We start from the raw sequence: 23,270 nt of genomic DNA, 5'->3' as shown, positions 1-23,270 counted from the left end.
TGACCTGGTGCGCGCCAGCTCTCCCCCAGCCCGCGGCCGCGGCGTGAAAGCCCCCCGGGCCCGACGGCGCCGTCTGCTGGCCATCGCGATGTTGCTGCTGCTGGTGCCGCTGGCCACCGGATGCCTGCGGGTCCGGGCCTCGCTCACCGTCTCCCCCGACGACCTGGTCTCCGGGGAGATCGTCGCCGCGGCGAAACCCAAGACCCCCAAGGACACCGGCCCCCAGCTCGACAGCAACAACCTGCCGTTCAGCCAGAAGGTGGCGGTGTCGAACTACGACAGCGACGGCTACGTCGGCTCCCAGGCGGTGTTCTCCGATCTGACGTTCGCCGAGCTGCCGCAGCTGGCCAACATGAACTCCGACGCCTCCGGCGTCAACCTGTCGCTGCGCCGCAACGGCAACCTGGTGATCCTGGAGGGCCGCGCGGACCTGACGTCGCTGACCGATTCGGAGGCGGACGTCGAGCTGACGGTCGCCTTTCCGGGGGTGGTCACCTCCACCAACGGCGACCGGGTCGAGCCCGACGTGGTGTCCTGGAAGCTCAAGCCGGGCGTGGTGAGCACCATGACCGCCCAGGCCCGCTACACCGACCCCAACACCCGTTCCTTCACCGGCGCCGTGGTGTGGCTGGGCATCGCGTCCTTCGCGGCCGCCGGCGTGGTGGGGCTGCTGGCGTGGGTCGGCCGGGACCGCTCACCGCGGCTCACCGCGCCGCGCGACCAGCCGCCGCCCACCTAGCCTCGCGGCGCTAACCCTGCTGGGCGGGTGACCAGTACGCGAGCATCTCCGCGAAGGTCTGGAACGCGGGACCGGAGATCCCATAGGTCGCCTCGAGGTGGATGCTCAGCGGGAAACCGAGGTCGGCCACCCCGTCGATGACGCGCTTGTAGAGGTCGACCATCAGCTGACGCTTCTGCGGGGGCTCGCATTCGGCGAGCTTGCGGACGAATTCCTGCTCGGCGGCGACCGCGGCGTTGCCCGGGTCCTGGATGAGCCAGTTGATCAGTCCGACGCGGCTTTCCATCTTCGGCACGAAGCCGAAGGACAGCAGGATCTCGGGCCGGTGATCGGTTTGCCTGGCGAACTCGCTCAGGAACCCCACGATCGCGTCGGAATACAGCAACTGGGTCATGCCGTAGGTGGCGCCCTGGTCGCACTTGAAGTTGAACCGGCCCTGTTCGCCGTCGCGGGTGGGGATCAGGATCACCCCGCGGTTGGTCACCAGCTCGCGATAGATCGACAGGGCGTCGGTCGGGGCGACGCCGGAGCCCTCGCCGTCGTTCATGGTGCGCGGCACGCCGACGAACACCACGCCTTCCATTCCGGCCGAGGACAACTCGGTCAGCCGGCCCCGCAGCGACGGCTCGTCCATGAACGCGGTGACCTGCGTGCACAAGCCCCTGATCCCGGTCAGTTCCGGCTTGACGACCGACCAGAAGTCGAGCACATCCAGCTTGGGCTTCATCTGAATGGGACGGTCGTCGTCCTCGGCGATGATCCCGGGGATCATCACGTGCCGGATCCGGCCGTCCAGACCGGCCTCGGCCGAATGCCGCACCACTTTGTGCGCCTCTTCGAGTGCCCGCTCCCGACCTTCGTCGGCGTTTGGTGGCACCAGTTCGAGCGCAATGGTGTTGAGGGTCACGCGGCTTCTCTCCGTCCGACGACTTTGGGCCCGGGGCGTCTCTTGGCCGCGCAGCATCCGCGCGAGCCCCAGCGCACCCGCCAGCATAGGGGCGGGTTAGTGAGGCAGTCGAAGCAACTGGGTGCACCCGGCGACCTCACGCGGGACCCACCCCGGGCCGCGCGACGAATACACTGGTCGGGCCTGGAACACCCAGCCAGCCGAGCAGAAAGGGGCGCCGCGCTGAGCGTCAAAGCCACAGCAGCGGCGGCAACCGTCGAGTTGACCGGCGCCATCACCGAACAGTTGCGGCGGTATTTGGACGAGCGGCGCGCCGAGACCGCCTACATCGGCGACGACTACAACGGCCTGATCGCCGCGCTCGAAGATTTCGTGCTGGGCGGCGGGAAGCGGCTGCGCCCCGCGTTCGCCTACTGGGGGTGGCGCGCCGTGGCCACCGACGAACCCGATGAGCAAGTGCTGCTGCTGTTTTCCGCGCTCGAGCTGCTGCACGCCTGCGCGCTGGTGCACGACGACGTGATCGACGACTCCTCCACCCGGCGGGGACGGCCGACCACCCACGTCCAGTTCGCGACCCTGCATCGCGACCGGGGCTGGCAGGGCTCGCCCGAGCGGTTCGGCGCGTCGGCCGCCATCCTGCTCGGTGACCTCGCCCTGGCCTGGGCCGACGACATCGTCTTCGGTATCGACCTGACGCCGCAGGCCCAGCGCCGCATCCGCCGGGTGTGGGCCAACATCCGCACCGAGGTGCTCGGCGGGCAGTACCTCGACATCGTCGCCGAGGCCAGCGCCGCCGCCTCGATCGCGTCGGCGATGAACGTCGACACCTTCAAAACCGCCTGCTACACCGTGTCGCGCCCGCTGCAGCTCGGCGTGGCCGCCGCCGCCGACCGACCCGACGTCCACGACATCTTCAGCCAGTTCGGCACGGACCTCGGGGTGGCGTTCCAGCTGCGCGACGACGTCCTGGGCGTCTTCGGTGACCCCGCGGTGACGGGCAAGCCGTCCGGGGACGACCTGCGATCGGGCAAGCGCACCGTGCTGCTGGCCGAGGCGGTGGAGTTGGCGGAGACGTCAGACCCGGTGGCGGCCAACCTGTTACGGACCTCGATCGGCGCCCGGCTGACCGACGCGCAAGTGGATCGGCTGCGTGACGTCATCGAGTCGGTGGGTGCCCTGGCCGCGGCCGAACAACGGATCGCCACGCTGACCCAGCGGGCGCTGGCGACGCTGGCCGCCGCCCCCATCAACACGGCGGCCAAAGCCGGGCTGTCCGAATTGGCCAAGATCGCCACGAACCGGTCCGCCTGAGCCGATGACGACTCCGACCGACACCCCGGCCGACGACGGGCCGGCAGCCAAACCCCCTCGCGGCGAACGGCTTTCCCAGCTGAGGGCGTTCGTGGCGGCCGACGAATCGCGGCCGGCCAAACTGGGCCTGCTGGGGTCGGTGCTGATCACCCTGGGCGGGCTGGGCGCGGGCAGCACCCGCCAGCACGACCCGCTGCTCGAGTCGATTCACATGTCCTGGCTGCGTTTTGGCCACGGCCTGGTGCTGTCGTCGATCGTGCTGTGGACCGGCGTCGGCCTCATGCTGATCGCCTGGCTGGGCCTGGGCCGCCGCGTGCTGGCCGGCGACGCGACCGAGTTCGTCATGAAGGCCACCACGGGATTCTGGCTGGCGCCGCTGCTGGTGTCGGTGCCCGTCTTCAGCCGGGACACCTATTCGTATCTGGCGCAGGGCGCACTGCTGCGCGACGGCTTGGACCCCTACGCCGTCGGCCCGGTCGCCAATCCAAACATCTTGTTGGACAACGTCAGTCCCATCTGGTCGATCACGACCGCCCCCTACGGTCCGGCGTTCATCCTGGTGGCGAAGCTGATCACCGTCCTCGTCGGCAACAACGTGGTGGCGGGCACCATGTTGCTGCGGCTGTGCATGCTGCCCGGTCTGGCGCTGTTGATCTGGGCGACGCCCCGAGTGGCGCGGCACCTGGGCGCCGACCCCTCGACGGCGCTGTGGATCTGCGTGCTCAACCCGCTGGTGCTCATCCATCTGATGGGCGGCGTGCACAACGAGATGCTCATGGTGGGCCTTATGGCCGCCGGCATCGCGCTGACGTTCGGCGGCCGCCACGTCGCGGGCACCGCGCTGATCACGGTCGCCATCGCGGTCAAAGCCACCGCCGGCATCGCGCTGCCCTTCCTGGTGTGGGTGTGGGCGCGGGACCTGCGCGACCGGCGGGGATATCGTTCCACGCGAGCGCTTCTCGCGGCCGCGGCGGCGTCGCTGCTGGTCTTCGCGGTGGTGTTCGCGATCCTGTCCGCGGTGGCCGGCGTGGGGCTGGGATGGCTGACCGCGCTGGCCGGTTCGGTGAAGATCATCAACTGGCTGACCGTGCCGACCGCGGCGGCCAACCTGATCCACGCGATCGGCAGCGGGTTGTTTCCGGTGAGCTTCTATCCGCTCCTGCGGGTCACCCGGCTGGTCGGCATCGCGATCATCGCGGTCTCGCTGCCGCTGTTGTGGTGGCGGTTCCGGCGTGATGACCGGGCCGCGCTCACCGGCATGGCGTACTCGATGCTGATCGTGGTGCTGTTCGTCCCGGCCGCGTTGCCCTGGTACTACTCGTGGCCGCTGGCGATCGTGGCTCCCCTGGCCCAGTCACGACGGGCGGTGGCGATCATCGGCGGCGCGTCGACCTGGGTGATGGTGATCTTCAAACCCGATGGCTCGCATGGGATGTACTCGTGGCTGCACTTCTCGCTGGCCACCGCCGTCGCGCTGATCGCCTGGTACACCCTGTACCGGGCACCCCGCCCTCGGACCGGCCCGGCCGAGGTCGCCGCACCGGCTCAGTAGGCCATCGCCTGCGCCCGGCGCACGACTTCGCGGGCCTGGTGGGCATGCAGCGCGTCGACGGGGCGGGCATTGCTGATGGCGTCTTTGGTGCCGTCGCGGGTCACCGTCAGCGACGGGTCGGGGGTGAACAACCAGCGCACGATCTCGGTGTCGTGGTAGCCACCGTCGTGCAGGATCGTCAACAATCCCGGCAGGCTCTTGACCACCTCACCGGACTGGGTGAAGAACACCTGCGGCACCACCACGCCCTCGCCGCGCCGGACCGCGACCAGATGGCCATCGCGGAGCTGTTGGTGGACCTTGGTTACCGGGATTTTAAGCAATTCGGCGACCCGCGGGAGGTCGTAGATCGGCTCGTCGGGATCTAGCACATCGTCGCCGGCAGGAATACTGCTCATCCGCGCAAGTGTAAGCCTTGATACGCGCCGTGAGCCCGTGTTCTTCCGCCCAATCATGGCGCCGCACCTACGATGGCCCCGTGGCCCAAGCTCATCCGCCCGGCCGGGCCGGTCCGCATCGTCCGCCGGCGGAGGCCGGGACGGCGGACCCGTTGGACAACGCGTTGCTGGACGGCCGCTACCTGATCCAGGCGAAGATCGCCAGCGGCGGCACCTCGACGGTGTACCGCGGTCTCGACACCCGGCTCGACCGTCCCGTCGCCGTGAAGGTGATGGATTCTCGCTACGCGGGCGACGAGCAGTTCCTCACCCGCTTCCAGCGCGAGGCCCGCACCGTCGCACGCCTGAAGGATCCCGGGCTGGTCGCGGTCTACGACCAGGGCTCCGACGCTCGGCACCCGTTTCTGGTGATGGAGCTCATCGAGGGCGGCACCCTGCGCGAGCTGCTGGGCGAGCGCGGACCCATGCCGCCCTACGCCGTGGCGGCGGTGCTTCGTCCGGTGCTCGGCGGGTTGGCCGCCGCGCACCGCGCCGGTCTGGTGCATCGCGACGTCAAGCCGGAGAACGTGTTGATCTCCGACGACGGCGAGGTGAAGATCGCCGACTTCGGGTTGGTCCGCGCCGTCGCCGCCGCCGGAATCACCTCTACCAGTGTGATTTTGGGCACCGCGGCGTATCTGTCGCCCGAGCAGGTGCGCGACGGCGACGCGAGCCCGCGCAGCGACGTGTACTCCGCGGGCATCCTCGCCTACGAGCTGTTGACCGGGCACACCCCCTTCACCGGCGACTCGGCGCTGTCGATCGCTTACCGGCGGCTGGACACCGACGTGCCGGCGCCCAGCGCGTCCATCGACGGTGTGCCCGTGCAGTTCGACCAGTTCGTGCAGCGGGCGACGGCCCGCGACCCGGCCGACCGGTACGCCGACGCGACCGAGATGGGTGCCGATCTCGACGCGATCGCCGATGAGCTTGCGCTGCCGGACTTCTCCGTGCCGGCGCCACGCAACTCCGCGCAGCACCGCTCGGCCGCGCTGCAGCACAGCCGGATGGGCCAGCGCCCGGCCACCGCGCAGCAGCCCGGGCCCGCCCCGGTGCGCCAGCCCACCCGCCAACTGACCCGGGGCCCCGAGGATTGGCCGCGCCCGCAGCGCCCGGCCGCGGCCGTCGACGAACCCGACGAGGACGACGATGACTACGAATATGAGCCTGTCGCAGGCGAATTCGCGGGCATCCCGATCAGCGAATTCGTGTGGACCCGCCAGCACAATCGGCGCATGGTGCTGGTGTGGGTGGCGCTGGTGCTGGCGTTGACCGGCCTGGTGGCGACCGCGGCGTGGACCGTCGGAAGCAACCTCAACGGGCTGCTGTAGGCGCGCTCAGTCGCGCAGCATCTCGGCGACCAGGAAGGCCAACTCCAGCGACTGTTGGGTGTTCAGCCGTGGGTCGCACGCGGTCTCGTAGCGGCCGACCAGGTCGGTGTCCGAAATGTCTTGCGCCCCACCAAGACACTCGGTGACGTTCTCCCCGGTGATCTCGACGTGGATGCCGCCGGGATGGGTGCCCAGCGCGCGGTGCACCTCGAAGAAGCCCTGCACCTCGTCGACGATGCGGTCGAAGTGGCGGGTCTTGTACCCGTTGGACGACTCGTGGGTGTTGCCGTGCATCGGGTCGCACTGCCAGATCACCTGGTGACCGGTGGCCTGGACCTTCTCCACGATCGGGGGCAGCAGATCGCGCACCTTGTTGTTGCCCATCCTGCTCACCAGTGTCAGCCGGCCGGGCTTGTTGTGCGGGTCGAGCCGCTCGACGTATTCGACGGCCAACTCCGGGGTGATCGTCGGGCCGATCTTGACGCCGATCGGGTTGGCGATCACCTCCGCGAAGGCGATGTGCGCCCCGTCGAGCTGGCGGGTCCGCTCGCCGATCCACACGGTGTGCGCCGACAGGTCGTACAGCTGGGGCTCGCCGCTGTCGTTCTCGGACAGCCGCAGCATCGACCGCTCGTAGTCGAGCACCAAAGCCTCGTGGCTGGCGTAGATTTCGGCGGTCTGCAGGTTGCGGTCGGCCACCCCGCACGCGCTCATGAAGCGCAGGCCGCGATCGATCTCGGTGGCCAGCGCCGTGTAGCGGGCGCCCGCCGGCGAGGTCCGGACGAACTCGCGGTTCCAGTCGTGGACCAGATGCAGCGACGCCAACCCCGACGACGTCAGCGCACGAACCAGATTCATCGCCGCGCTGGCATTGGCGTAGGCGCGCACCAATCGCGACGGATCATGCTCGCGCACCGCGGCGTCCGGGGCGAAGCCGTTGATCATGTCGCCGCGGTAGGACTTCAACCCCAGCGCGTCGATGTCGGCCGATCGCGGTTTGGCGTACTGCCCCGCGATGCGGGCCACCTTGACCACCGGCATGCTCGAGCCGTAGGTCAGCACCACCGCCATCTGCAGCAGGGTGCGCACGTTGCCGCGGATGTGGGGTTCGGTGTTCTCGGTGAACGTCTCCGCGCAGTCACCGCCCTGCAGCAGGAACGCCTCACCCCTGGCCACCTGGGCGAGCTGCTCCTGTAGCCGCACGATCTCCATCGGCACCGTGACCGGCGGCACGCTCTCGAGGACCGTGCGCATCGCCGACGCCTGATCGGCGGGCCAGCTGGGTTGCTGGGCGGCCGGCTTGGCCAGCGCGGCGTCCAATCGCGCCCGCAGATCGGTCGGCAGCGGCGGCAGCGGCGGCAGCTGGTCGATCGGGATGTCGACGGTCCAGTTCATCGGTCCATCGTAACCGGGTCGCGGACGCCCCCGGTCAGGGTTGATCAGCGTGAACGCCGTCGAGCGCGGCCGTCTTAGTCTCCCGCCGTGATCAACCGGAAGCGGCGGAGCTGATCGCGGGCGTCGACCAACGCGTCGTGGGCATCGGGCGACCGCGGGGGCATCCGGGGGCTGCCCCGGTCTTCCCAGAGTTGCCGCAGCTCGCGGGTGAAACGCGGGATGGCCCGCGGCAGGTCCGGCATCGGGCCCCACAACTGGCACAGGGCGACGTGGTCGTAGGCCGCCACCCACGCCCACAGTTCGATCGGCTCAGCGGCCGCCCGCCCGGAATTGACGCCGAAGAACTCCTCCAGGTCCTCGCGGATCCGCCTGCGTGAGCGCCACACCTGCGACGCCGGGGGCGGCAGCTTGGGCAGCACGTTGGCGCGCACCCACGGGCCGGCGCGCTCGGGATCGAATTCCGTGGACACCGCGTAGTACTCGCGGCCGTCCTCGGCGGCCACCCCGATCGAGATGAGCTCGATGGTGCGGCCGTCCTCGATGAATTCGGTGTCGTAGAAGTACCGCACGAAGGGAGATTATCTGCTGATCAGGATCGGACCGGTGGGCGCCGGGGCGGGATGAACCTCGTCGTCCAACCTGGCGTCCACCGCACGTTGATCCGGAAACCGCGGCGTGCCCGCGATGGCGCACTGCAGGTAGAGCTTGGCCCGCACCACCGGGCGGCGCAGCCGCCGTTCGCGCTGCAGCGCGCGGCGCATCTTGTCCGGCTGCGTGGCGTACCGCCAGCGGGCCCAGGGCGCGTGCGGGCGCGACAGCCGGACCGCCCCGATCACCAGCAAGATGACCAGGAACATGCCCAGCAGGCCGGTCCAGACCTTGCCCTTGAGCACCACCACGACGGCCAGCGGCAGCGTCAACGCCATGGCGCCCCCCACCACGGCGCGCAGCGCCCACGAGTTGGCGTCGTGCCAGATCGGCAGGAAGAACATCAGCGGGTGCAGGCCCATCATCAGCAGCCCGGCCACCGCGACCGCGGCAAAGACCGCATCGACCGAGGTGCGGCCGTCCTCGGACCAGTAGACGTCGGACAGGTGCAGGATCAACGCGTACTCGTCGAGGACCAGGGCGGCCCCGATCCCGAAAAACGTGGCGGCCATCATGAACTGGGGCTCGTGCCCGTCGATCGACAGGGTCACCAGCGTCAGCCCGGAGAGCAACGTGAGGACCACCCCGAACGTGACGTGGTGGATGTGCACTCCCCCGACGTGGACGTTGCGCGGGTGCCACCACTTGGTGGGCCGGCCGTTTTCGACGCGGTGCCGGATCAACCGCACGAACGTCCGCGTGACGAAAAACGTCAGGATGAAGGCCACCAGGCAGCACAACAGTGGCAGGTGGCCCCGGTCGTGAATGTCATGTTCGAACCATCGGGACATCTCGTCCACGAACGAGTGGAGCACCCTTGAAACCTACGCCTCCCCGCGCCGCGGCCGTGGGAGCCGCGCTGCACCAGGGGTGTCCGGGCGCGGGCACCCATTACGCTGTTGTGCGACATGAGTACACGGCAGGCGCCCGGGGCGGGCTTCTCAGGTAAGCGTGCCCCCGGGCGGGCGCTGGTGTGGGGCGCGGCTTGGCTGGCGGCCGCGGCGGGGCTGGGTTACGCGGCGTGGCAGCTGTTCGGGCACATCCCGTATCGCATCGACATCGACGTCTATCAGATGGGCGCCCGGGCCTGGATGGACGGCCGCCCGCTGTACCGCGGCGACGTGTTGTTCCACACGCCGATCGTCGATCTGCCGTTCACCTATCCGCCGCTGGCCGCCATCGTGTTCTGCCCGTTCGCCTGGATGCACATGCCGGCCGCCAGTGTCGCGATCACCGCCCTGACGCTGGTTTTGCTGGTCTCCTCGACCGTGATCGTGCTGACCCGGCTCGACGTCTGGAGCGCGTCGGCCGTGCTGCCCGGCCCGGCCTGGCTGCGCCGGTGGTGGCTGGCCGTCGTCGCCGCCGCGGCCGCGACGGTCTGGCTGGAACCCATCAGCTCGAACTTCGCCTTCGGCCAGATCAACGTGGTGCTGATGACGCTGGTGATCGCTGACTGCGTGCCGCGCCGCACGCCGTGGCCGCGCGGGCTGCTGCTGGGGGTGGGCATGGCGCTGAAGCTGACGCCGGCGGTTTTCCTGCTCTATTTCCTGCTGCGCCGCGATCACCGTGCGGCGTTGACCGCGCTGGCCTCGTTCGCTGGGGCGACGCTGCTGGGTTTCGTGCTGGCCTGGAACGACTCCTGGGAGTACTGGACGCACACCGTGCATCACACCGACCGGATCGGTTCGGCGTCGTTGAACACCGACCAGAACATCGCCGGCGCCCTGGCCCGGCTGGGGCTGGGACAGCAGGAGCGCTTCCTGCTGTGGGTGGCGGCGTCCCTGCTCGTGCTGGCGGCGACGGTGTGGGCGATGCGCCGGGTGCTGCGCGCCGGCGAGCCCACGCTCGCGCTGGTCTGCGTCGCCTTGTTCGGGCTGGTGGTCTCGCCGGTGTCGTGGTCGCACCACTGGGTGTGGGTGCTGCCCGCGGTGCTGGTGACGGCCGTCTTGGGCTGGCGGCGCCGCAACGCACTGCTGATGGTCGTCAGCGCCGTGGGGGTGGCGCTGATGAGGTGGACGCCGATCGACCTGCTGCCCAAGCATCACGAGGCGAGCGCGGTGTGGTGGCGCCAACTCGCCGGGATGTCGTACGTGTGGTGGGCGCTGGCGGTCATCGTCGCGGCCGGCGTCACCGTGACCGCCCGCGGCGTTTCGCGGGAGGCCGCGCCGGAGCCGCTGGCGCCGGCTACCGCCGTCGGTTAACCGGCCGCGGTCTCGGGAATCCGCGCGGCCTCACCGTCGGCCGCGTCACCGCCCTTTTTCAGGCTGGCCGCGTAGATGTCGACGTATTCCTGCCCGGACAGCCCCATCAGCTCGTAGATCACCTCGTCGGTGACGGCCCGCTCGATGAAGCGGTTGCCGGCCAGCCCGTCGAAGCGCGAGAAGTCCATCGGCTTGCCGAAGCGAACCGTGACCCGGCCGAACCGCAACATGTTGGTCCCGGGCGGGTTGACGACGTTGGTGCCGATCATCGCGACCGGGATCACCGGGACCCCGGTCTGCAGCGCCAGCCGCGCCAGCCCCGTCTTGCCCTTGTAGAGCCGGCCGTCCGGGGACCGCGTGCCTTCGGGATACATGCCCAGCAGCTTGCCCTCACCCAGCACCTGTTGCGCGGTGGTCAGCGCGGCCCGGGCGCTGTCGGCGTCGGTCCGGTCGATCGGCACCTGCCCGACGGCGGTGAAGAACCACCGCTGGAACCACCCCTTCAAACCGGTGCCGGTGAAATATTCCGACTTGGCCAGGAAGGTGATTCGGCGCCGCACCACCAGCGGAAGATAGAAGCTGTCCATCACGGCCAGGTGATTGCTTGCCAGTATCGCCGGCCCGGAGCTCGGAACGTGTTCTAGGCCTTCAACTTTCGGCCGCCCCAGCAGTGACAGCAACGGGCCGAGGAGCACGTACTTGAATAGCCAGTACCACATGGCCCTCCCTCTCGGCTACACCCCGCTGATGTACTGCGCCAACTGTACCTATCCCCACGGGAAGGGACCACCTGCGACGCAGCGCCCTCACTCGTCCAGCGTGACGGGGATGGGCTGATAACGCGTCCGCGCTTCGGCGTCGCCGCTGTCGGCCGCGCCGCCGGGCGGACCGTCGGGCGGCGGTTCCGGCGTCGGGCGCGACGCCCGGTCGATGTCGTCGACGATGTCGCGGATCACCTGAAGCAGGGCGATGCTGTGGTCGGCGATCGCGGTGAGCAAGGGGTGCTGGTCGCCGGTCGCCAGCGCGGCCAGGGCGCACACCGGGCACCACACCTGCTGGCACTTGCCGGTTCCCGGTCCGGCGCCGGCCGTCAGCGCCGCGGCCGCGCGCACCGCGGGGTCGATGCCGTCCAGGATCGTCTGGGCGAGCCTGCGTAGCTCCGGACCGATTTCGGGATGAGCCCCACTCACTTAGGCCACACCTCCGGATCTGGTCGAAAACGCACTGTCAGCTCACTACCCCGCAGGCGCGCGTCCAGCACGATGCAGCGCCGAAGCACCGACGCCAGCCTCACCCTGCGCCGCAATCCGCCGGCGCTGATGATGAGGTCGTCATCGACCCGCCCGAGGGTCAGCGCCGACGCATCGAGTTGCGGCAACGCTAGCCGCATCCGGTAGACGGACCCAAGTCCCGTCCCGGATTCGAGGTCGACGACGGGCCGCAACGGGCCCGGCGGCGCGGTGCCTCCCCGGCGGCGGGCGGCGTCGAGCAGCGCGCCCAGCGCCTTGGCGCCGATCGGCTCGCCGGACAGGTGTGGGGTCATCACGAGGGCCACCTCACCGATGGTGGCGTCGAGCTCGTCGAGCACACTGCGCTGCTCGGCGATGCGTTCGGTGTACCAGTAGAAGGCCGGGTGCTCGGGCAGGTTGCGGTACTCGTATGAGTCGTCTTGCGGCAGAACCTGATTCACGATCAGCTCTTCGACGCGCACGCCCATCAAGGCCAGCGACCCCAGTGTGCGGGCCGCCTCCGCGGCGACCACCCGCTCGGGGGTCAACACCAGGTGCGCACTGACCAGCTCGCCGTCGGTGAGCAGCGCGCCGAGCGTCTCCACGCTCGCGCTGATGCGCTCGAGCAGCTCGACCACCGCCGCCGAGCGGCCGTCGTCGGCGGTGACGGATAGCCGGCGATGCCGCGGCCACGCCCGCTCGACGTACAGCCCGAAGGTGGCGGGCAACGTCAACATCCGCAACGCGTCCGCGGTCGACGCGCAATCGACCACCACGCGGTCCCATCGTCCCGAGCCGGCCAGCTCACCGACGGCGTAGAGGCCGAGCACCTCCTGGACGCCGGGTAACGCCGAAAGCTCTTCGGGCGCAATGGTGCTCAATTCGGAGTCGGGGAACCGCCGGTCCAACGTGGCGACGGCCTCACGCCAACGGACCTCGAGCAGGGCAAGGGTGTCCAAGGCCAGCGCATCGAGAAATCCGCCGCCGGCCTCCGCGTCATCGGCGAGCACCCGCACCAGTTCGTCTTGGCTGGGCGGGACGGGGGTGCCCAGCACATCACCCAGCGAGTGCGCCTGGTCGGTGGACACCACCAGCACCCGCTGTCCCGCGCTCGCGGAACTGACCGCGGTGGCGCAAGCCAGGGTGGATTTCCCTACCCCGCCTTTCCCAACGAAGAGACTGATCCGGGCCGGGGCGGGCGCAGCCGTCTCACTCAGCCTCGACTCGTTTCTTCAGATCCTTCAACGCTGTGTCGGTCAGACGACGCTCGGCCTTGCGCTTGAGCAGGCCGATCATCGGCATGGCCAGGTCGACGGAGAGTTCGTAGGTGACCTCGGTGCCAGATCCCTTGGGCGCCAACCGATATGAGCCCTCGAGGGAACGCAGCAGCGAGCTCGAGACCAGCGTCCAGCTCACCGATTGGCGATCCTTGGGCCATTGGTAGGACATGACCATGGTGTCCTTGAGGACGGTGGCGTCCATGACGATCCGCGCCACCTTCGGGTAGCCGTCGGCGTCCTTCTCCTGAACCTCGGCTTCCTTGTACTCCGAGATCCACTGCGGGTAGGAATCGATGTCCGCGATCACCCGCATCACGGTGCCCGGGTCGGCGTCGATGTAGATGGTTTGCGTCGTCTTCTCCGCCACCTGGTTGCTGCCCTCTCTCCCGCGAGCGGATGGGTCCCGGCTGCTCCGAACCGGCCGTGCGGGGACCCCCGTGGGTCTCGGTCCGAAACGGTACTCTCCGCGCGGACCCGACCCGGCTAAACTACCGGAGAAACTCCGACCGGACGTGACCGTTCCAGTGTCGTCTTGACCTCGAAGGCCATTTTCTTGCCCGCCACTCGGCGGCGGTGTGTCATTTTCGCCAGATTCAGCTTGGCCAGCTGCCAGGCCGCCACGCCGGTGGGCTCGGCGTGCAGGAAGTAGTGCAGCACCACCCCGTCCAGCGACGGTTCCAGCCAGACCTCCATGGTCCCCGTCAACGCGCCGGTGACCGACCACCGGATGCCCTTGTCGGCGCGATCCTCGACGACCTGCAGCCGCAGGTCCGGCCACCAGCGGCGCCAACTCGCCCGATCTGCGACCGCGGCGCCCACCCGTGCGCCGTCGGCGGCGACAAACGTCTCATCCGCGATCTGGATGCTGTTCATGCCCACAGCTTCACACACCCGCGTGCGGCGGGCGTCGGGGTCCCGGCCGCACGGACTGTGGCCGTGCAGGCTCGATGCTCGGATTAGGCTGGTCGACAGCAACCCGGGCTGCCGGGAAACGTCACGAGGTCAATTGAGGTCATAAGAGTGCGTGAGTACAGCGTCCCCGCCCGCTTTCCGGTCGACGATGACGACAACATCGCGGCGATGGTCTTCGAGCACGAGCGCGATGACCCGAACTTTGTCATCTACCAACGCCAGGTCGACGGCGAGTGGACCGACGTCACCTGCGCCGAGGCCGCCGGTCTTATCCGCTCTGCCGCACTGGGTTTGATCGCCCTGGGGGTGCAGGCGGGCGACCGGGTGTCGATCTTCTGTGCCACCTGCTACGAATGGGCGATCCTCGACCTGGCCATCCTGGCGGTCGGTGGGGTCACGGTGCCGATCTATGAGACGTCGTCGGCCGAACAGGTGCGCTGGGTGCTGCAGGACTCCGAGGCGGTGCTGGCCTTCGCCGAAACCGACGAGCACGCGGCGATGGTCACCGAGCTGACCGCCGAACTGCCCGCCCTGCGCCGGGTGCTGCACATCAACGGGTCGGGCCCCAAGGCGCTCGACCAGCTCGTCGAGGCCGGCGAGTCGGTGGAACCGGCCGAGCTCACCGCACGCCTGGAGGGCCTGCGGGCCGCGGACCCCGCGACGCTCATCTACACCTCGGGCACCACCGGGCGGCCCAAGGGCTGCCAGCTGACGCACTCCAACCTGCTGTACGAGACCCGCGGCGCCAAGGAGAGCCTGCCGACGCTGCTCGATGAGGGCCAGCGGCTGCTGATCTTCCTGCCCCTGGCCCACGTGCTGGCGCGCTCGCTGACCCTGTCCGCGTTCGCCAACAAGGTGACCGTCGGATTCACCAGCGACATCAAGAACCTGCTGCCGATGTTCGCGGTGTTCAAACCGACGGTGGTGGTGTCGGTTCCGCGGGTGTTCGAGAAGGTTTACAACACGGCGGAGCAAAACGCCGCCAACGACGGCAAGGGGCGCATCTTCGCCATGGCCGTGCAAACCGCCGTCGACTGGAGCGAGGCCTCCGACGGGGGCCGGCGGGGGCCGGTGCTGCGCGCCAAGCATGCGCTGTTCGACCGGCTGGTGTACCGCAAGCTGCGCGCGGCGCTGGGCGGCGACTGCCACGCGTCCGTGTCGGGCGGGGCGCCGCTGGGGTCGCGGCTGGGGCACTTCTACCGGGGCGTCGGCCTGACCATCCATGAGGGCTACGGCCTGACCGAGACCAGCTCCGCGATCACGGTCAACCAGGTCGGCAACGTCAAGATCGGCACGGTCGGAACGTTGTTGCCCGGCAACAGCATGCGCATCGCCGAGGACGGCGAGCTGCTGGTGCGCGGCGGCGTGGTGTTCAGCGGCTACTGGCGCAACGAGCAGGCCACCGCCGACGCGTTCACCGACGGCTGGTTCAAGACCGGCGACCTTGGTGTGCTCGACGACGACGGGTTCCTGAAGATCACCGGGCGCAAGAAGGAGATCATCGTTACCGCGGGCGGCAAGAACGTCGCCCCCGCTGTGCTGGAGGACCGGCTGCGGGCCCATCCGCTGATCAGCCAGGCCATGGTCGTCGGCGACGCCAAGCCGTTCGTCGGCGCGCTGATCACCATCGATCCAGAGGCGTTCGACGGCTGGAAACAGCGCAACCAGAAGGGATCCGGCGCGTCGGTGGCCGATCTGGCCACCGATCCCGACCTCGTCGCCGAGGTGGACGCGGCCATCAAGGACGCGAATCAGGCGGTGTCGCACGCCGAGTCGATCCGCAAGTTCCGCATCCTGCCCGTCGACTTCACCGAGGACACCGGGGAACTGACGCCGACGATGAAGGTCAAGCGCAACGTCGTGGCCGAGAAGTTCGCCTCCGACATCGAGGCCATCTACGAAAAGGACTGACCGCGCGCACCGCTAGCCGAGCAGCCCGGCCAGCCGTGTCGCCAGGGTGTCCCAGCGCCACTGGGCCGTCACCCAGTCGCGCCCGGCCGCGCCCATCGCGGCCGCCCGGTCCCGATCCGTCAGCAACTCGGTGACGGCGTCGGCGATCTCGGTCACCGAGCAACCGTCGACGACGAGCCCGGTTTCGTTGTGCCGCACGGTTTCCGGGGCTCCGCCGGACTTTCCGGCGACGACGGGCACGCCACTCGCGGAGGCCTCCAGGAAGACGATGCCCAGTCCCTCGACGTCCAGTCCGGCGCCGCGGGTGCGGCAGGGCATCGCGAACACGTCCGCCAGCGCGTGATGCGTTGGCAGTTCGGCGGCCGGCACGCCGCCGGTGAAGATCACGTCGTCGGCCACCCCGCAGTCGCGGGCCAGCGTCCGCAGTGATTCCAGGTAGGGTCCGCCGCCGACGATGACCAGGGCGGCCCCGTCGACGCGTCGCCGGATCGAGGGCAGCGCCTTGATGAGCATGTCCTGGCCTTTGCGGGGCACCAGCCGAGACACGCACACCACCGTGGGCCGCTCGCCCAACCCGTAGCGCCGACGCAACGCGGCGCGCCCGGCGGGATCGGGCCGGAACTTGTCGGTGTCCACCCCGGACGGCAGGTATTCCAGCGAGGCCTTGGGCCCGAAGGCGGGTGCGAACCGGGACCGCGTGTAGCGGCTGACGAACGTGACGATGTCGGTGTCGTCGCCGATGCGCCGCAGCACGGACCGCGCGACCGGCAGCATCGACCAGCCGACCTCGTGGCCGTGCGTGCTGGCCACCACCCGCTTCGCCCCCGCGCCCCGCGCTCGCCGGGCCAGCAGCGCCAGCGGCGCGGCCGCCCCGAACCAGACGGTCTCGATGCCGTCGTCGGCGATCAGCCGCCGCATCCGGGTGTCGACCGCCCGGCCGGGCAGCATCAGGGTGCCCGGATGGCGCACCACGCGGTAGCCGGCCGCCTCGTCGTAGGCATCGGAGCCCTTCCAGTGCGGCGCGTACACCGTCACCGAATGCGACCCGGCCTCGACGAGTCGGCCGACGAACTCACCGAGGTACGACTGGATGCCGCCCGGGCGGGGCGGAAAGTCGTTGGTTACCAGCAGGACCCGACTCACCTGCGACAGGCTAGCGTGGCGGCGGCGCCGTGCGTGCACACGGCCCGGTGCGTCGTTAGTGGGTCAGCCACTGGCGCCAGGCGGTGAGCAGGCCCGCCTCGCTGGTGTCCAGCACGTCGTGGGCGGCGGTCGCCATGTCGGCGCGCCTGAGGCCGCAGGTCGCCAGGTAGAGATCGTGCAGCTTCGGCGCCCCGAAGGTGTCGGCCACGAACCGGGCGAACCACCAGGCGCGGTCATAGGCCAGCGAGCGCGGCGCCCCCGGCACATCCAGGTCGGCGTCCGAGGGCAGCGTCATGGGCAGCAAACCCTCCTTGGGCACCGGCGTCGGGGGGCGGCCGACGAAGTCGGCGACGCCCTCGGTGAGCCAGCGGGGCGCGTCGGCAACGGTGTCCGCGCGTGCGGCGTAGTGAAAAAGCTCGTGGGCCAACACGATTCGCAGGGACGCCGCGCTCATGTTGGCCGCACCCGGCGCGAACACGATCCGCTGGCCCAGGGCGACCCGGCGAACGGGATCGATCCGGTCGGAGACCGTCGCGGCGGCGATGTCGGCCCACTGCGCCGCCGGTCCCCCGCCGGCGGCGGCGCGAAATTCCTCGTCGGTGCCTGCCGCGACGATCGAGATTTCCCGTGGCCAGTCGAGGCCCCAGAACGCCTCCACGGCGCCGATCGCGGCGCCCATGTCCGAGGCCACCCGAAACAACAGGCGCTCGCTGGACGGGCCGCCGAGGCCCAGCAGCCGGACGGTGCGGTCGCCGACGACGATCGACTTCGTCGAGGCGCTGACCTGGCTGCGCGCGGGCGTGATCAGCTGCGGGGGCCGGATCCGGCTGCTGCGTTCGGCGTCGAACGGCACGGCCGCGGCCACGATCAATTCGACGACGAAGACCCAGGCCAGCAGTAGCGGAAGCCGCCGACGCAGCGTGGAGTGTCTAGTAACGGCGGGCGTCGTAGATCGGGCCCGAGGAGTTCATCGGCACGACCTGTACCGGCACACCGTAGGTGGACGAATGGATCATCATGCCGTCACCGATGTACAGGCCGGCATGCGAGGCGTCGGAGTAGAAGGTGAGCACGTCACCGGGCTGCAGGTCCGACAGCGAAACGGGTTGACCGCCGTGGGCCATCGCCTGGCTGGAGTGCGGCAACGAGATGCCGGCTTGCTGGAACGCCCACATCACCAGTCCGGAGCAGTCGAATCCGCCGGGTGCGGCGCCGCCCCATACGTAGGACGAGCCGACCTGGGTCAGCGCGGCCTGCACGACGGTGGCACGGTCACCGCCGCCGACCCCACCGCCGGGAGCCATACCGGGCATGCCGCCTGGAGCCGGAGCCTCACCCGGCGCCTGCCCGGGTCCCGGGGGTGCCGCTTCCGGCGCCGGGGCACCGGGCGCCGGCGCCGCCGCGGGGACGGCGGCGGGTGCGGGATTGGCCAGCGCGGTGCGCTGGTCGGCGGTCAACGACATGTATTGCGACTTGACCACCGCGATCTGCACCTGCAGCTGACTTTGCTTGGACTGCAAGCTCGCTCGCACCGCGGCGGCCTGCTCGGCCGCGCTCTTGGCGTCGGCGGCGGACTTCGCGGACTCCCGCTCGGCCTTGGCGGCCTGCTCGCCGGCGATGCGGTAGCTCTTCATCTGGCTGGCCATCTGGGTGGCCATCACGCGTTGCACCGCGAGCTTGTCGATCAGCCCCTGCGGCGAACCGGCGGTCAGGATGGCCTGCATGCCGTCGACGCGACCACCCATGTACGCCGCCGCGGCCAGGTTGTTGACGGAGTTCTGGTACGACGCCAGATGGGCCTTCGCCGCGTCGACGGCGGCCTGGTCGTCGTTGTGCTTCTTGTCGGCGGCGCGCTGAGCGGCCAGCTTGTCATTCAGGTCGAGCTGGGCGCTGTGCATCGCCTCGGTGGTCTGCTCCGCCTGGCGCGACAGCTCGTTGAGTTTTGCCATGGCGTCCTGGGCCGGGTCCGCCCACGAGGGGGCGATCACCACACTGCACAGAATCGCGAAGCCAGCTAGCGTCCCTAGGGCCGAACGTGTCAGGACACGCGCAACCAGGCAACTAGAATCAAGCCTCAAGATTTGCTTCCTTAAACGGCCATCGACGAACACTGGTCGTCGAGCGGGTTTAGGTCTCAAACAGGTTACGAAACGATATCGGCGTTTGTCCAAAGCGGGCGGTTAAGAAATTAGAAAGAATTCTGTCATTTTCATGTGATCCATTCCGCCTGACCGAGGGCCGTTGGCGGACAAGGCATTTACGCTACACCAGATCCGCGGTCCCGACGAATCGGCACCAGACGAAGTCGCGGAGCCAGGCCGACCTCGGCGAGAACCTCCAATGCCGCTTGTTCGTCCTGCAATAAAGTATCCGGGACCCCGAGTATCACGCTGACCACGCAGTCGCGGCATCCGGGTCCGCGCACCGCGCAGTCGTCACAGTCGATCACCACCGGCGCGCCCGGCTCGGGCGGCGGCATGGCGACGTCGGTGGGTCCAGTTCTTGGTGCCATCGGGATCGGTCCTCTCGGTCTGGCTCCGACGAACATCACGCCGGTCTGCCCGAACGGTAACCGCGGGCACCGACATCTCCCCGGGGCCGCGGCGTGGGACGCCGCGGATGTCAGCCGTCGTGCTTAACGTCACCCCCGTGACTGCACGCGGGGCGACTCAGCTGAGCTTCGCCGACGTGGGATCACCCTTCACGCCCGACGAACTCTCGTTGCGCGACACCACCTTCGTCGTGGTGGACCTCGAGACCACCGGCGGACGCACCAAATCCGCCGCGGGAACCGAGCCGGACGCCATCACCGAAATCGGGGCGGTCAAGGTGCGCGGCGGCGTGGTGCTCGGCGAGTTCGCCACGCTGATCGATCCGCAGCGCAGCATCCCGCCCCAGGTCGTGCGGCTGACCGGCATCACCACGGCCATGGTGTCCGACGCGCCGACCATCGACGCCGTGCTGCCGATGTTTTTGGAGTTCGCCCGCTTGGATCAGGGGGCCGTGCTGGTCGCGCACAACGCCGGTTTCGACATCGGCTTCCTGCGGGCCGCCGCGCAGCGGTGCGACATCGCCTGGCCGCGGCCGCAGGTGCTGTGCACGGTGCGGTTGGCCCGCCGGGTGCTCAGCCGCGAGGAGGCGCCCAGCGTGCGGCTGGCGTCGCTGGCGCGGCTGTTCGCCGTCACCACCCAGCCCACCCACCGCGCCCTCGACGACGCACGCGCCACCGTCGACGTGCTGCACGCCCTCATCGAACGCGTGGGCAACCAGGGCGTGCACACCTACGCCGACCTGCGCTCCTATCTGCCCGACGTGGCACCGGCCCAGCGCCGCAAACGCGTGCTCGCCGACGGGCTCCCGCACCGGCCGGGTGTCTATTTGTTCCGCGGGCCGTCGGACGAGGTGCTCTACATCGGCACCGCGGTCGACCTGCGGCGGCGGGTCTTGCAGTACTTCACCGGCGCCGATCCGCGCGGCCGCATGAAGGAGATGGTCACGCTGGCCTGCGCGGTCGACCATGTCGAGTGCGCCCACGCGCTGGAGGCCGGTGTGCGCGAGCTGCGGCTGCTGGCCGCGCACGCCCCGCCGTACAACCGGCGATCCCGGTTCCCGCAGCGCTGGTGGTGGGTGGCGCTGACCGACGAGGCCTTCCCCCGCCTGGCGGTGGTGCGCGCCCCGCGCCACGACCGCGCCGTCGGCCCGTTCCGGGCGCGCGCCGACGCCGCTGACACCGCCGCCCTGCTGTCCCGCTTCACCGGGCTGCGCACCTGCACGAACCGGTTGGGGCGCACGGCATTACACGGGCCGCTGTGCGCCGAGGCGGAGGTCTCACCGTGCCCGGCCGCCCGCGACGTCACCGCCACCCAATACGCCGCGGCCGTCGCGCGCATGGCGGCGTTGGTCGACGGCGCGGACAACGCCGCCCTGACGTCCGCCGTGGCCCAGGTCGCCGCCCTCGCCGAGCGGCGTCACTTCGAGAGCGCCGCGCGGCTGCGCGACCGCACCGCCGCCGCGGTCGAGACGCTGTGGCGCGGTCAGCGGCTGCGCGCCCTGGTCGCCCTGCCCGAGCTGGTCGCCGCCGCGCCCGACGGCCAGGGCGGCTATCACCTCGCCGTCATCCGCCACGGCCAACTCGCCGCCGCGGGCAACGCCCGACGGGGGGTGCCGCCGATGCCGGTCGTCGACGCGATTACCGCTGGGGCACAAGCGATTCTGCCCGGGCCGGCCCCGCTGGGCGGGGCGCTGGTCGAGGAGACCGCGCTGATCGCGCGCTGGCTGGGCGCTCCCGGCGTGCGCATCGTTCGGGTCGAGGCAACCGGGGACGGCGCGGGCTGGGCGTCCCCGCTGCGATCGGCCGGCGGGTGGGCGGCGTGGGCGGAGGCGGCCCGCTCGGCGCGGCTGGCCGCCGAGCAAGCCCTGCGCGATTCAGACCTGCTGGCCGAACCGCACCCAACGCGCGAGCAGCTGTTCGGCCGCGCCGGAGTCGATGGCCTTGCCGGCGCGGGCCAACCCGTCCTCCCACGCCGGCAGCCATTCGGCGCGACTGGATAACCCGGCGTGGGCCACGATCGCGCCGGCGGCGTTGAGGACGACGGCGTCGCGCACCGGGCCCTTGGCTCCGGCCAGCACCGCACGCACCTCCGCGGCGTTGGCCTGCGCGTCGCCGCCCAACAGGTCGTCGAGGTCGGCGCGGGGAAAGCCGAACCCGGCCGGATCGAACGTCAGCCGGTCCACGGTGCCGGCCTGTACCCGCCAGATCGTGCTGGTGGTCGTGGTCGTCAACTCGTCGAGCCCGTCGTCGCCGTGCACCACCAGCACGCTGGAGCGGCGGGCGGCGAACACCCCGGCCATCACCTCGGCCAGGTCGGCGAACGCGCAGCCGATCAATCCGGCCCGGGGCCGGGCCGGATTGGTAAGCGGCCCAAGGAGATTGAACACCGTCGGCACGCCGAGCTCGCGGCGCACCGCGGACGTGTGCCGGTACGACGGGTGGAACAACGGCGCGAAGCAGAACCCGATGCCGACCTCGGCGAGGCTGCGCGCCACCTCGTCGGGCCCGAGGTCGATACGGATGCCGAGCGCCTCGAGCGTGTCGGCGCCACCGGACAACGACGAGGCCGCCCGGTTGCCGTGTTTGACCACCGGCACACCCGCGGCCGCCGTCACGATCGCCGCCATCGTGGACAGGTTCACGGTGTTGACGCCGTCGCCGCCGGTTCCGACGATGTCGACGGTGTCCTCGGGCATCCCGGAATCGGGCATCGGCAGCGCATGGCCGAGCATGACCTCGGCCAGCTCGATCACCTCGGCCGACGTGGGCACCTTCACCTGCATCGCCACCGCGAAGGCCGCGATCTGGGCGGCGCTCGCCGCGCCGGTCATGATCTGGTCCATGGCCCAGGCGGCCTGGCCGCGGGTCAGGTCCTGACCGCTCGTCAGCCGGCCCAGCAGCCGCGGCCACGACGTCGCGGACCCGCCGGACGGCGAGACCTCAGATGACAAAGCCACGCGCCGATGGTCCCACGAGCACCACAGCGGCCCCAACCGTCGGCCGCGGGCGGCCCGACCACACACGCGCGCGACGCGCGAGGCATCAAATTGCGCCCCGGGTGGAGATCAACAACTACAAAGCGTCATACTTGCGGATGTGACCAGCGCTGTCGGGACCTCAGGTACTGCAATCACGTCGCGCGTTCATTCGCTGAATCGACCCAACATGGTCAGTGTCGGCACCATCGTCTGGCTCTCCAGCGAGTTGATGTTCTTTGCCGGCCTATTCGCGATGTACTTCACCGCGCGTGCCCAGTCCGGCGGAAAATGGCCGCCGCCGCCGACCGAGCTCAACCTGTACCAGGCCGTCCCCGTGACATTGGTGCTGATCGCGTCGTCGTTCACCTGCCAGATGGGCGTGTTCGCGGCCGAGCGCGGTGACGTGTTCGGGCTGCGCCGCTGGTACGTCATCACCTTCCTGATGGGCCTGTTCTTCGTTTGCGGGCAGGGGTATGAGTACTTCCACCTGGCGACCCACGGGACCACCATCCCCGGCAGCGCCTACGGCAGCGTGTTCTATCTGGCCACCGGGTTCCACGGCCTGCACGTGACCGGCGGCCTGGTCGCCTTCATCTTCTTGCTGGCGCGCACCGCGATGAGCAAGTTCACGCCGGCGCAGGCTACGGCCAGCATCGTCGTCTCGTACTACTGGCATTTCGTCGACATCGTGTGGATCGCGCTGTTCACCGTGATCTATTTCATCCGATGAGCAGGCGCTGGACGA

The 23,270-nt window shown here is 69.8% G+C and carries 22 protein-coding genes and 1 pseudogene; 8 read left to right on the top strand and 15 right to left on the bottom strand.

Annotated features, from left to right (window positions below; all coding sequences use genetic code 11):
* Positions 1-88: 88 nt before the first annotated feature.
* A complete protein-coding gene (locus tag W7S_RS10785; protein ID WP_009953480.1) occupies positions 89-739 on the top strand; it encodes a DUF3153 domain-containing protein in 651 nt (216 codons plus the stop codon).
* Between the two features lie 10 nt (positions 740-749).
* Here W7S_RS10785 and W7S_RS10780 read toward each other — a convergent pair whose 3' ends face one another.
* Positions 750-1,646, bottom strand: coding sequence for a mycobacterial-type methylenetetrahydrofolate reductase (locus W7S_RS10780; protein WP_014711459.1), 897 nt, complete (start codon positions 1,644-1,646; stop codon positions 750-752).
* Between the two features lie 261 nt (positions 1,647-1,907).
* On the opposite strand from W7S_RS10780, the gene idsA2 reads away from it, so the two are divergent.
* Both idsA2 and W7S_RS10770 read left to right on the top strand, forming a co-directional pair.
* Positions 1,908-2,957, top strand: a complete 1,050-nt coding sequence (gene idsA2, locus W7S_RS10775) for a bifunctional (2E,6E)-farnesyl/geranyl diphosphate synthase (RefSeq protein WP_014711458.1) — start codon at positions 1,908-1,910, stop codon at positions 2,955-2,957.
* 4 nt (positions 2,958-2,961) lie between these two features.
* The gene (locus tag W7S_RS10770; protein WP_014711457.1) at positions 2,962-4,509 is read left to right on the top strand and encodes an alpha-(1->6)-mannopyranosyltransferase A; all 1,548 of its coding nucleotides are present in this window, start codon (positions 2,962-2,964) and stop codon (positions 4,507-4,509) included.
* Here the strand turns inward: W7S_RS10770 and W7S_RS10765 are convergent.
* Positions 4,503-4,907, bottom strand: coding sequence for an Rv2175c family DNA-binding protein (locus W7S_RS10765; RefSeq protein ID WP_008256113.1), 405 nt, complete (start codon positions 4,905-4,907; stop codon positions 4,503-4,505). The two genes, W7S_RS10770 and W7S_RS10765, sit on opposite strands and share 7 nt — an antisense overlap.
* 80 nt (positions 4,908-4,987) lie before the next feature.
* Between W7S_RS10765 and W7S_RS10760 the strand changes: the two genes are divergently transcribed.
* Complete coding sequence (locus W7S_RS10760) at positions 4,988-6,277, top strand: protein kinase (protein WP_008256112.1); 1,290 nt, start codon at positions 4,988-4,990, stop codon at positions 6,275-6,277.
* Positions 6,278-6,283: 6 nt separating this feature from the next.
* Here W7S_RS10760 and W7S_RS10755 read toward each other — a convergent pair whose 3' ends face one another.
* From W7S_RS10755 to W7S_RS10745, 3 genes are all read right to left on the bottom strand, one after another.
* Positions 6,284-7,672, bottom strand: coding sequence for a class II 3-deoxy-7-phosphoheptulonate synthase (locus W7S_RS10755; protein WP_008256111.1), 1,389 nt, complete (start codon positions 7,670-7,672; stop codon positions 6,284-6,286).
* Positions 7,673-7,746: 74 nt separating this feature from the next.
* Entirely contained in the window at positions 7,747-8,241 is a 495-nt protein-coding gene (locus W7S_RS10750) for a polyadenylate-specific 3'-exoribonuclease AS (RefSeq protein WP_008256110.1), read from the bottom strand.
* Between the two features lie 9 nt (positions 8,242-8,250).
* Entirely contained in the window at positions 8,251-9,111 is an 861-nt protein-coding gene (locus W7S_RS10745; RefSeq protein ID WP_172417573.1) for a hypothetical protein, read from the bottom strand.
* A 117-nt stretch (positions 9,112-9,228) separates the two neighbouring features.
* Here W7S_RS10745 and W7S_RS10740 point away from each other — a divergent pair, with 117 nt between their 5' ends.
* Entirely contained in the window at positions 9,229-10,521 is a 1,293-nt protein-coding gene (locus W7S_RS10740; RefSeq protein ID WP_193375019.1) for a glycosyltransferase 87 family protein, read from the top strand.
* On the opposite strand, the gene W7S_RS10735 is transcribed toward W7S_RS10740, so the two are convergent.
* The 5 genes from W7S_RS10735 to W7S_RS10715 form a co-directional block, all read right to left on the bottom strand.
* Positions 10,518-11,240: a 1-acyl-sn-glycerol-3-phosphate acyltransferase gene (locus W7S_RS10735; protein WP_008256099.1), complete on the bottom strand. Its 723-nt coding sequence runs from the start codon at positions 11,238-11,240 to the stop codon at positions 10,518-10,520. The genes W7S_RS10740 and W7S_RS10735 overlap by 4 nt on opposite strands.
* 87 nt (positions 11,241-11,327) lie before the next feature.
* On the bottom strand, positions 11,328-11,711 hold the full coding sequence (locus W7S_RS10730; RefSeq protein WP_014384562.1) for a hypothetical protein: 384 nt from the start codon (positions 11,709-11,711) through the stop codon (positions 11,328-11,330).
* Entirely contained in the window at positions 11,708-12,967 is a 1,260-nt protein-coding gene (locus W7S_RS10725) for an ArsA family ATPase (RefSeq protein WP_193375027.1), read from the bottom strand. Before W7S_RS10725 ends, W7S_RS10730 begins: the two co-directional genes overlap by 4 nt.
* Entirely contained in the window at positions 12,960-13,397 is a 438-nt protein-coding gene (locus tag W7S_RS10720; RefSeq protein ID WP_009953491.1) for an SRPBCC family protein, read from the bottom strand. The genes W7S_RS10725 and W7S_RS10720 overlap by 8 nt, the downstream gene beginning before the upstream one ends.
* Positions 13,398-13,513: 116 nt before the next feature.
* On the bottom strand, positions 13,514-13,903 hold the full coding sequence (locus tag W7S_RS10715; RefSeq protein WP_009953492.1) for a hypothetical protein: 390 nt from the start codon (positions 13,901-13,903) through the stop codon (positions 13,514-13,516).
* Between the two features lie 147 nt (positions 13,904-14,050).
* On the opposite strand from W7S_RS10715, the gene W7S_RS10710 reads away from it, so the two are divergent.
* A complete protein-coding gene (locus tag W7S_RS10710; RefSeq protein WP_014384560.1) occupies positions 14,051-15,853 on the top strand; it encodes a long-chain fatty acid--CoA ligase in 1,803 nt (600 codons plus the stop codon).
* Between the two features lie 12 nt (positions 15,854-15,865).
* On the opposite strand, the gene pimB is transcribed toward W7S_RS10710, so the two are convergent.
* The 4 genes from pimB to W7S_RS26090 all read right to left on the bottom strand — a co-directional run bounded on the left by pimB (position 15,866) and on the right by W7S_RS26090 (position 19,508).
* The gene (pimB, locus tag W7S_RS10705; protein ID WP_014711454.1) at positions 15,866-16,996 is read right to left on the bottom strand and encodes a GDP-mannose-dependent alpha-(1-6)-phosphatidylinositol monomannoside mannosyltransferase; all 1,131 of its coding nucleotides are present in this window, start codon (positions 16,994-16,996) and stop codon (positions 15,866-15,868) included.
* Between the two features lie 55 nt (positions 16,997-17,051).
* Complete coding sequence (locus tag W7S_RS10700; protein ID WP_008256084.1) at positions 17,052-17,867, bottom strand: DUF4157 domain-containing protein; 816 nt, start codon at positions 17,865-17,867, stop codon at positions 17,052-17,054.
* 58 nt (positions 17,868-17,925) lie between these two features.
* Positions 17,926-19,074 carry a peptidoglycan hydrolase RipC gene (ripC, locus tag W7S_RS10695; RefSeq protein ID WP_014711452.1) on the bottom strand — a complete coding sequence of 383 codons (1,149 nt, stop codon included), beginning with the start codon at positions 19,072-19,074 and terminating at the stop codon, positions 17,926-17,928.
* Positions 19,075-19,253: 179 nt separating this feature from the next.
* Complete coding sequence (locus W7S_RS26090; RefSeq protein ID WP_263646885.1) at positions 19,254-19,508, bottom strand: hypothetical protein; 255 nt, start codon at positions 19,506-19,508, stop codon at positions 19,254-19,256.
* Between the two features lie 107 nt (positions 19,509-19,615).
* Here W7S_RS26090 and W7S_RS10690 point away from each other — a divergent pair.
* Positions 19,616-21,484 (top strand): annotated as a pseudogene (locus W7S_RS10690) (DEDD exonuclease domain-containing protein); the annotation flags it as partial.
* On the opposite strand, the gene trpD reads toward W7S_RS10690, so the two are convergent.
* The gene (gene trpD, locus W7S_RS27465; protein ID WP_014711450.1) at positions 21,422-22,504 is read right to left on the bottom strand and encodes an anthranilate phosphoribosyltransferase; all 1,083 of its coding nucleotides are present in this window, start codon (positions 22,502-22,504) and stop codon (positions 21,422-21,424) included. The pseudogene W7S_RS10690 and the gene trpD sit on opposite strands and share 63 nt — an antisense overlap.
* A 139-nt stretch (positions 22,505-22,643) precedes the next feature.
* Here trpD and W7S_RS10685 point away from each other — a divergent pair, with 139 nt between their 5' ends.
* Entirely contained in the window at positions 22,644-23,255 is a 612-nt protein-coding gene (locus W7S_RS10685; RefSeq protein WP_008256075.1) for a heme-copper oxidase subunit III, read from the top strand.
* Positions 23,256-23,270: the final 15 nt, after the last annotated feature.

Origin of the sequence: Mycobacterium sp. MOTT36Y (genome assembly GCF_000262165.1) — a bacterium.
Classification (GTDB): domain Bacteria; phylum Actinomycetota; class Actinomycetes; order Mycobacteriales; family Mycobacteriaceae; genus Mycobacterium; species Mycobacterium intracellulare.
The sequence above is the reverse complement of the archived record's forward strand: the minus strand, read 5'-3'. Positions and strand labels throughout refer to the sequence as shown.

Excerpts from the sequence above, each read along its gene's own strand:
- W7S_RS26090 (WP_263646885.1), bottom strand. The coding sequence starts at position 19,508 with ATGGCACCAAGAACTGGACCCACCGACGTCGCCATGCCGCCGCCCGAG.
- W7S_RS10735 (WP_008256099.1), bottom strand. The coding sequence starts at position 11,240 with ATGTGGTACTGGCTATTCAAGTACGTGCTCCTCGGCCCGTTGCTGTCA.
- W7S_RS10765 (WP_008256113.1), bottom strand. The coding sequence starts at position 4,907 with ATGAGCAGTATTCCTGCCGGCGACGATGTGCTAGATCCCGACGAGCCG.
- W7S_RS10740 (WP_193375019.1), top strand. The coding sequence starts at position 9,229 with ATGAGTACACGGCAGGCGCCCGGGGCGGGCTTCTCAGGTAAGCGTGCC.
- W7S_RS10785 (WP_009953480.1), top strand. The coding sequence starts at position 89 with ATGTTGCTGCTGCTGGTGCCGCTGGCCACCGGATGCCTGCGGGTCCGG.
- W7S_RS10770 (WP_014711457.1), top strand. The coding sequence starts at position 2,962 with ATGACGACTCCGACCGACACCCCGGCCGACGACGGGCCGGCAGCCAAA.
- W7S_RS10745 (WP_172417573.1), bottom strand. The coding sequence starts at position 9,111 with ATGTCCCGATGGTTCGAACATGACATTCACGACCGGGGCCACCTGCCA.
- W7S_RS10715 (WP_009953492.1), bottom strand. The coding sequence starts at position 13,903 with ATGAACAGCATCCAGATCGCGGATGAGACGTTTGTCGCCGCCGACGGC.
- W7S_RS10755 (WP_008256111.1), bottom strand. The coding sequence starts at position 7,672 with ATGAACTGGACCGTCGACATCCCGATCGACCAGCTGCCGCCGCTGCCG.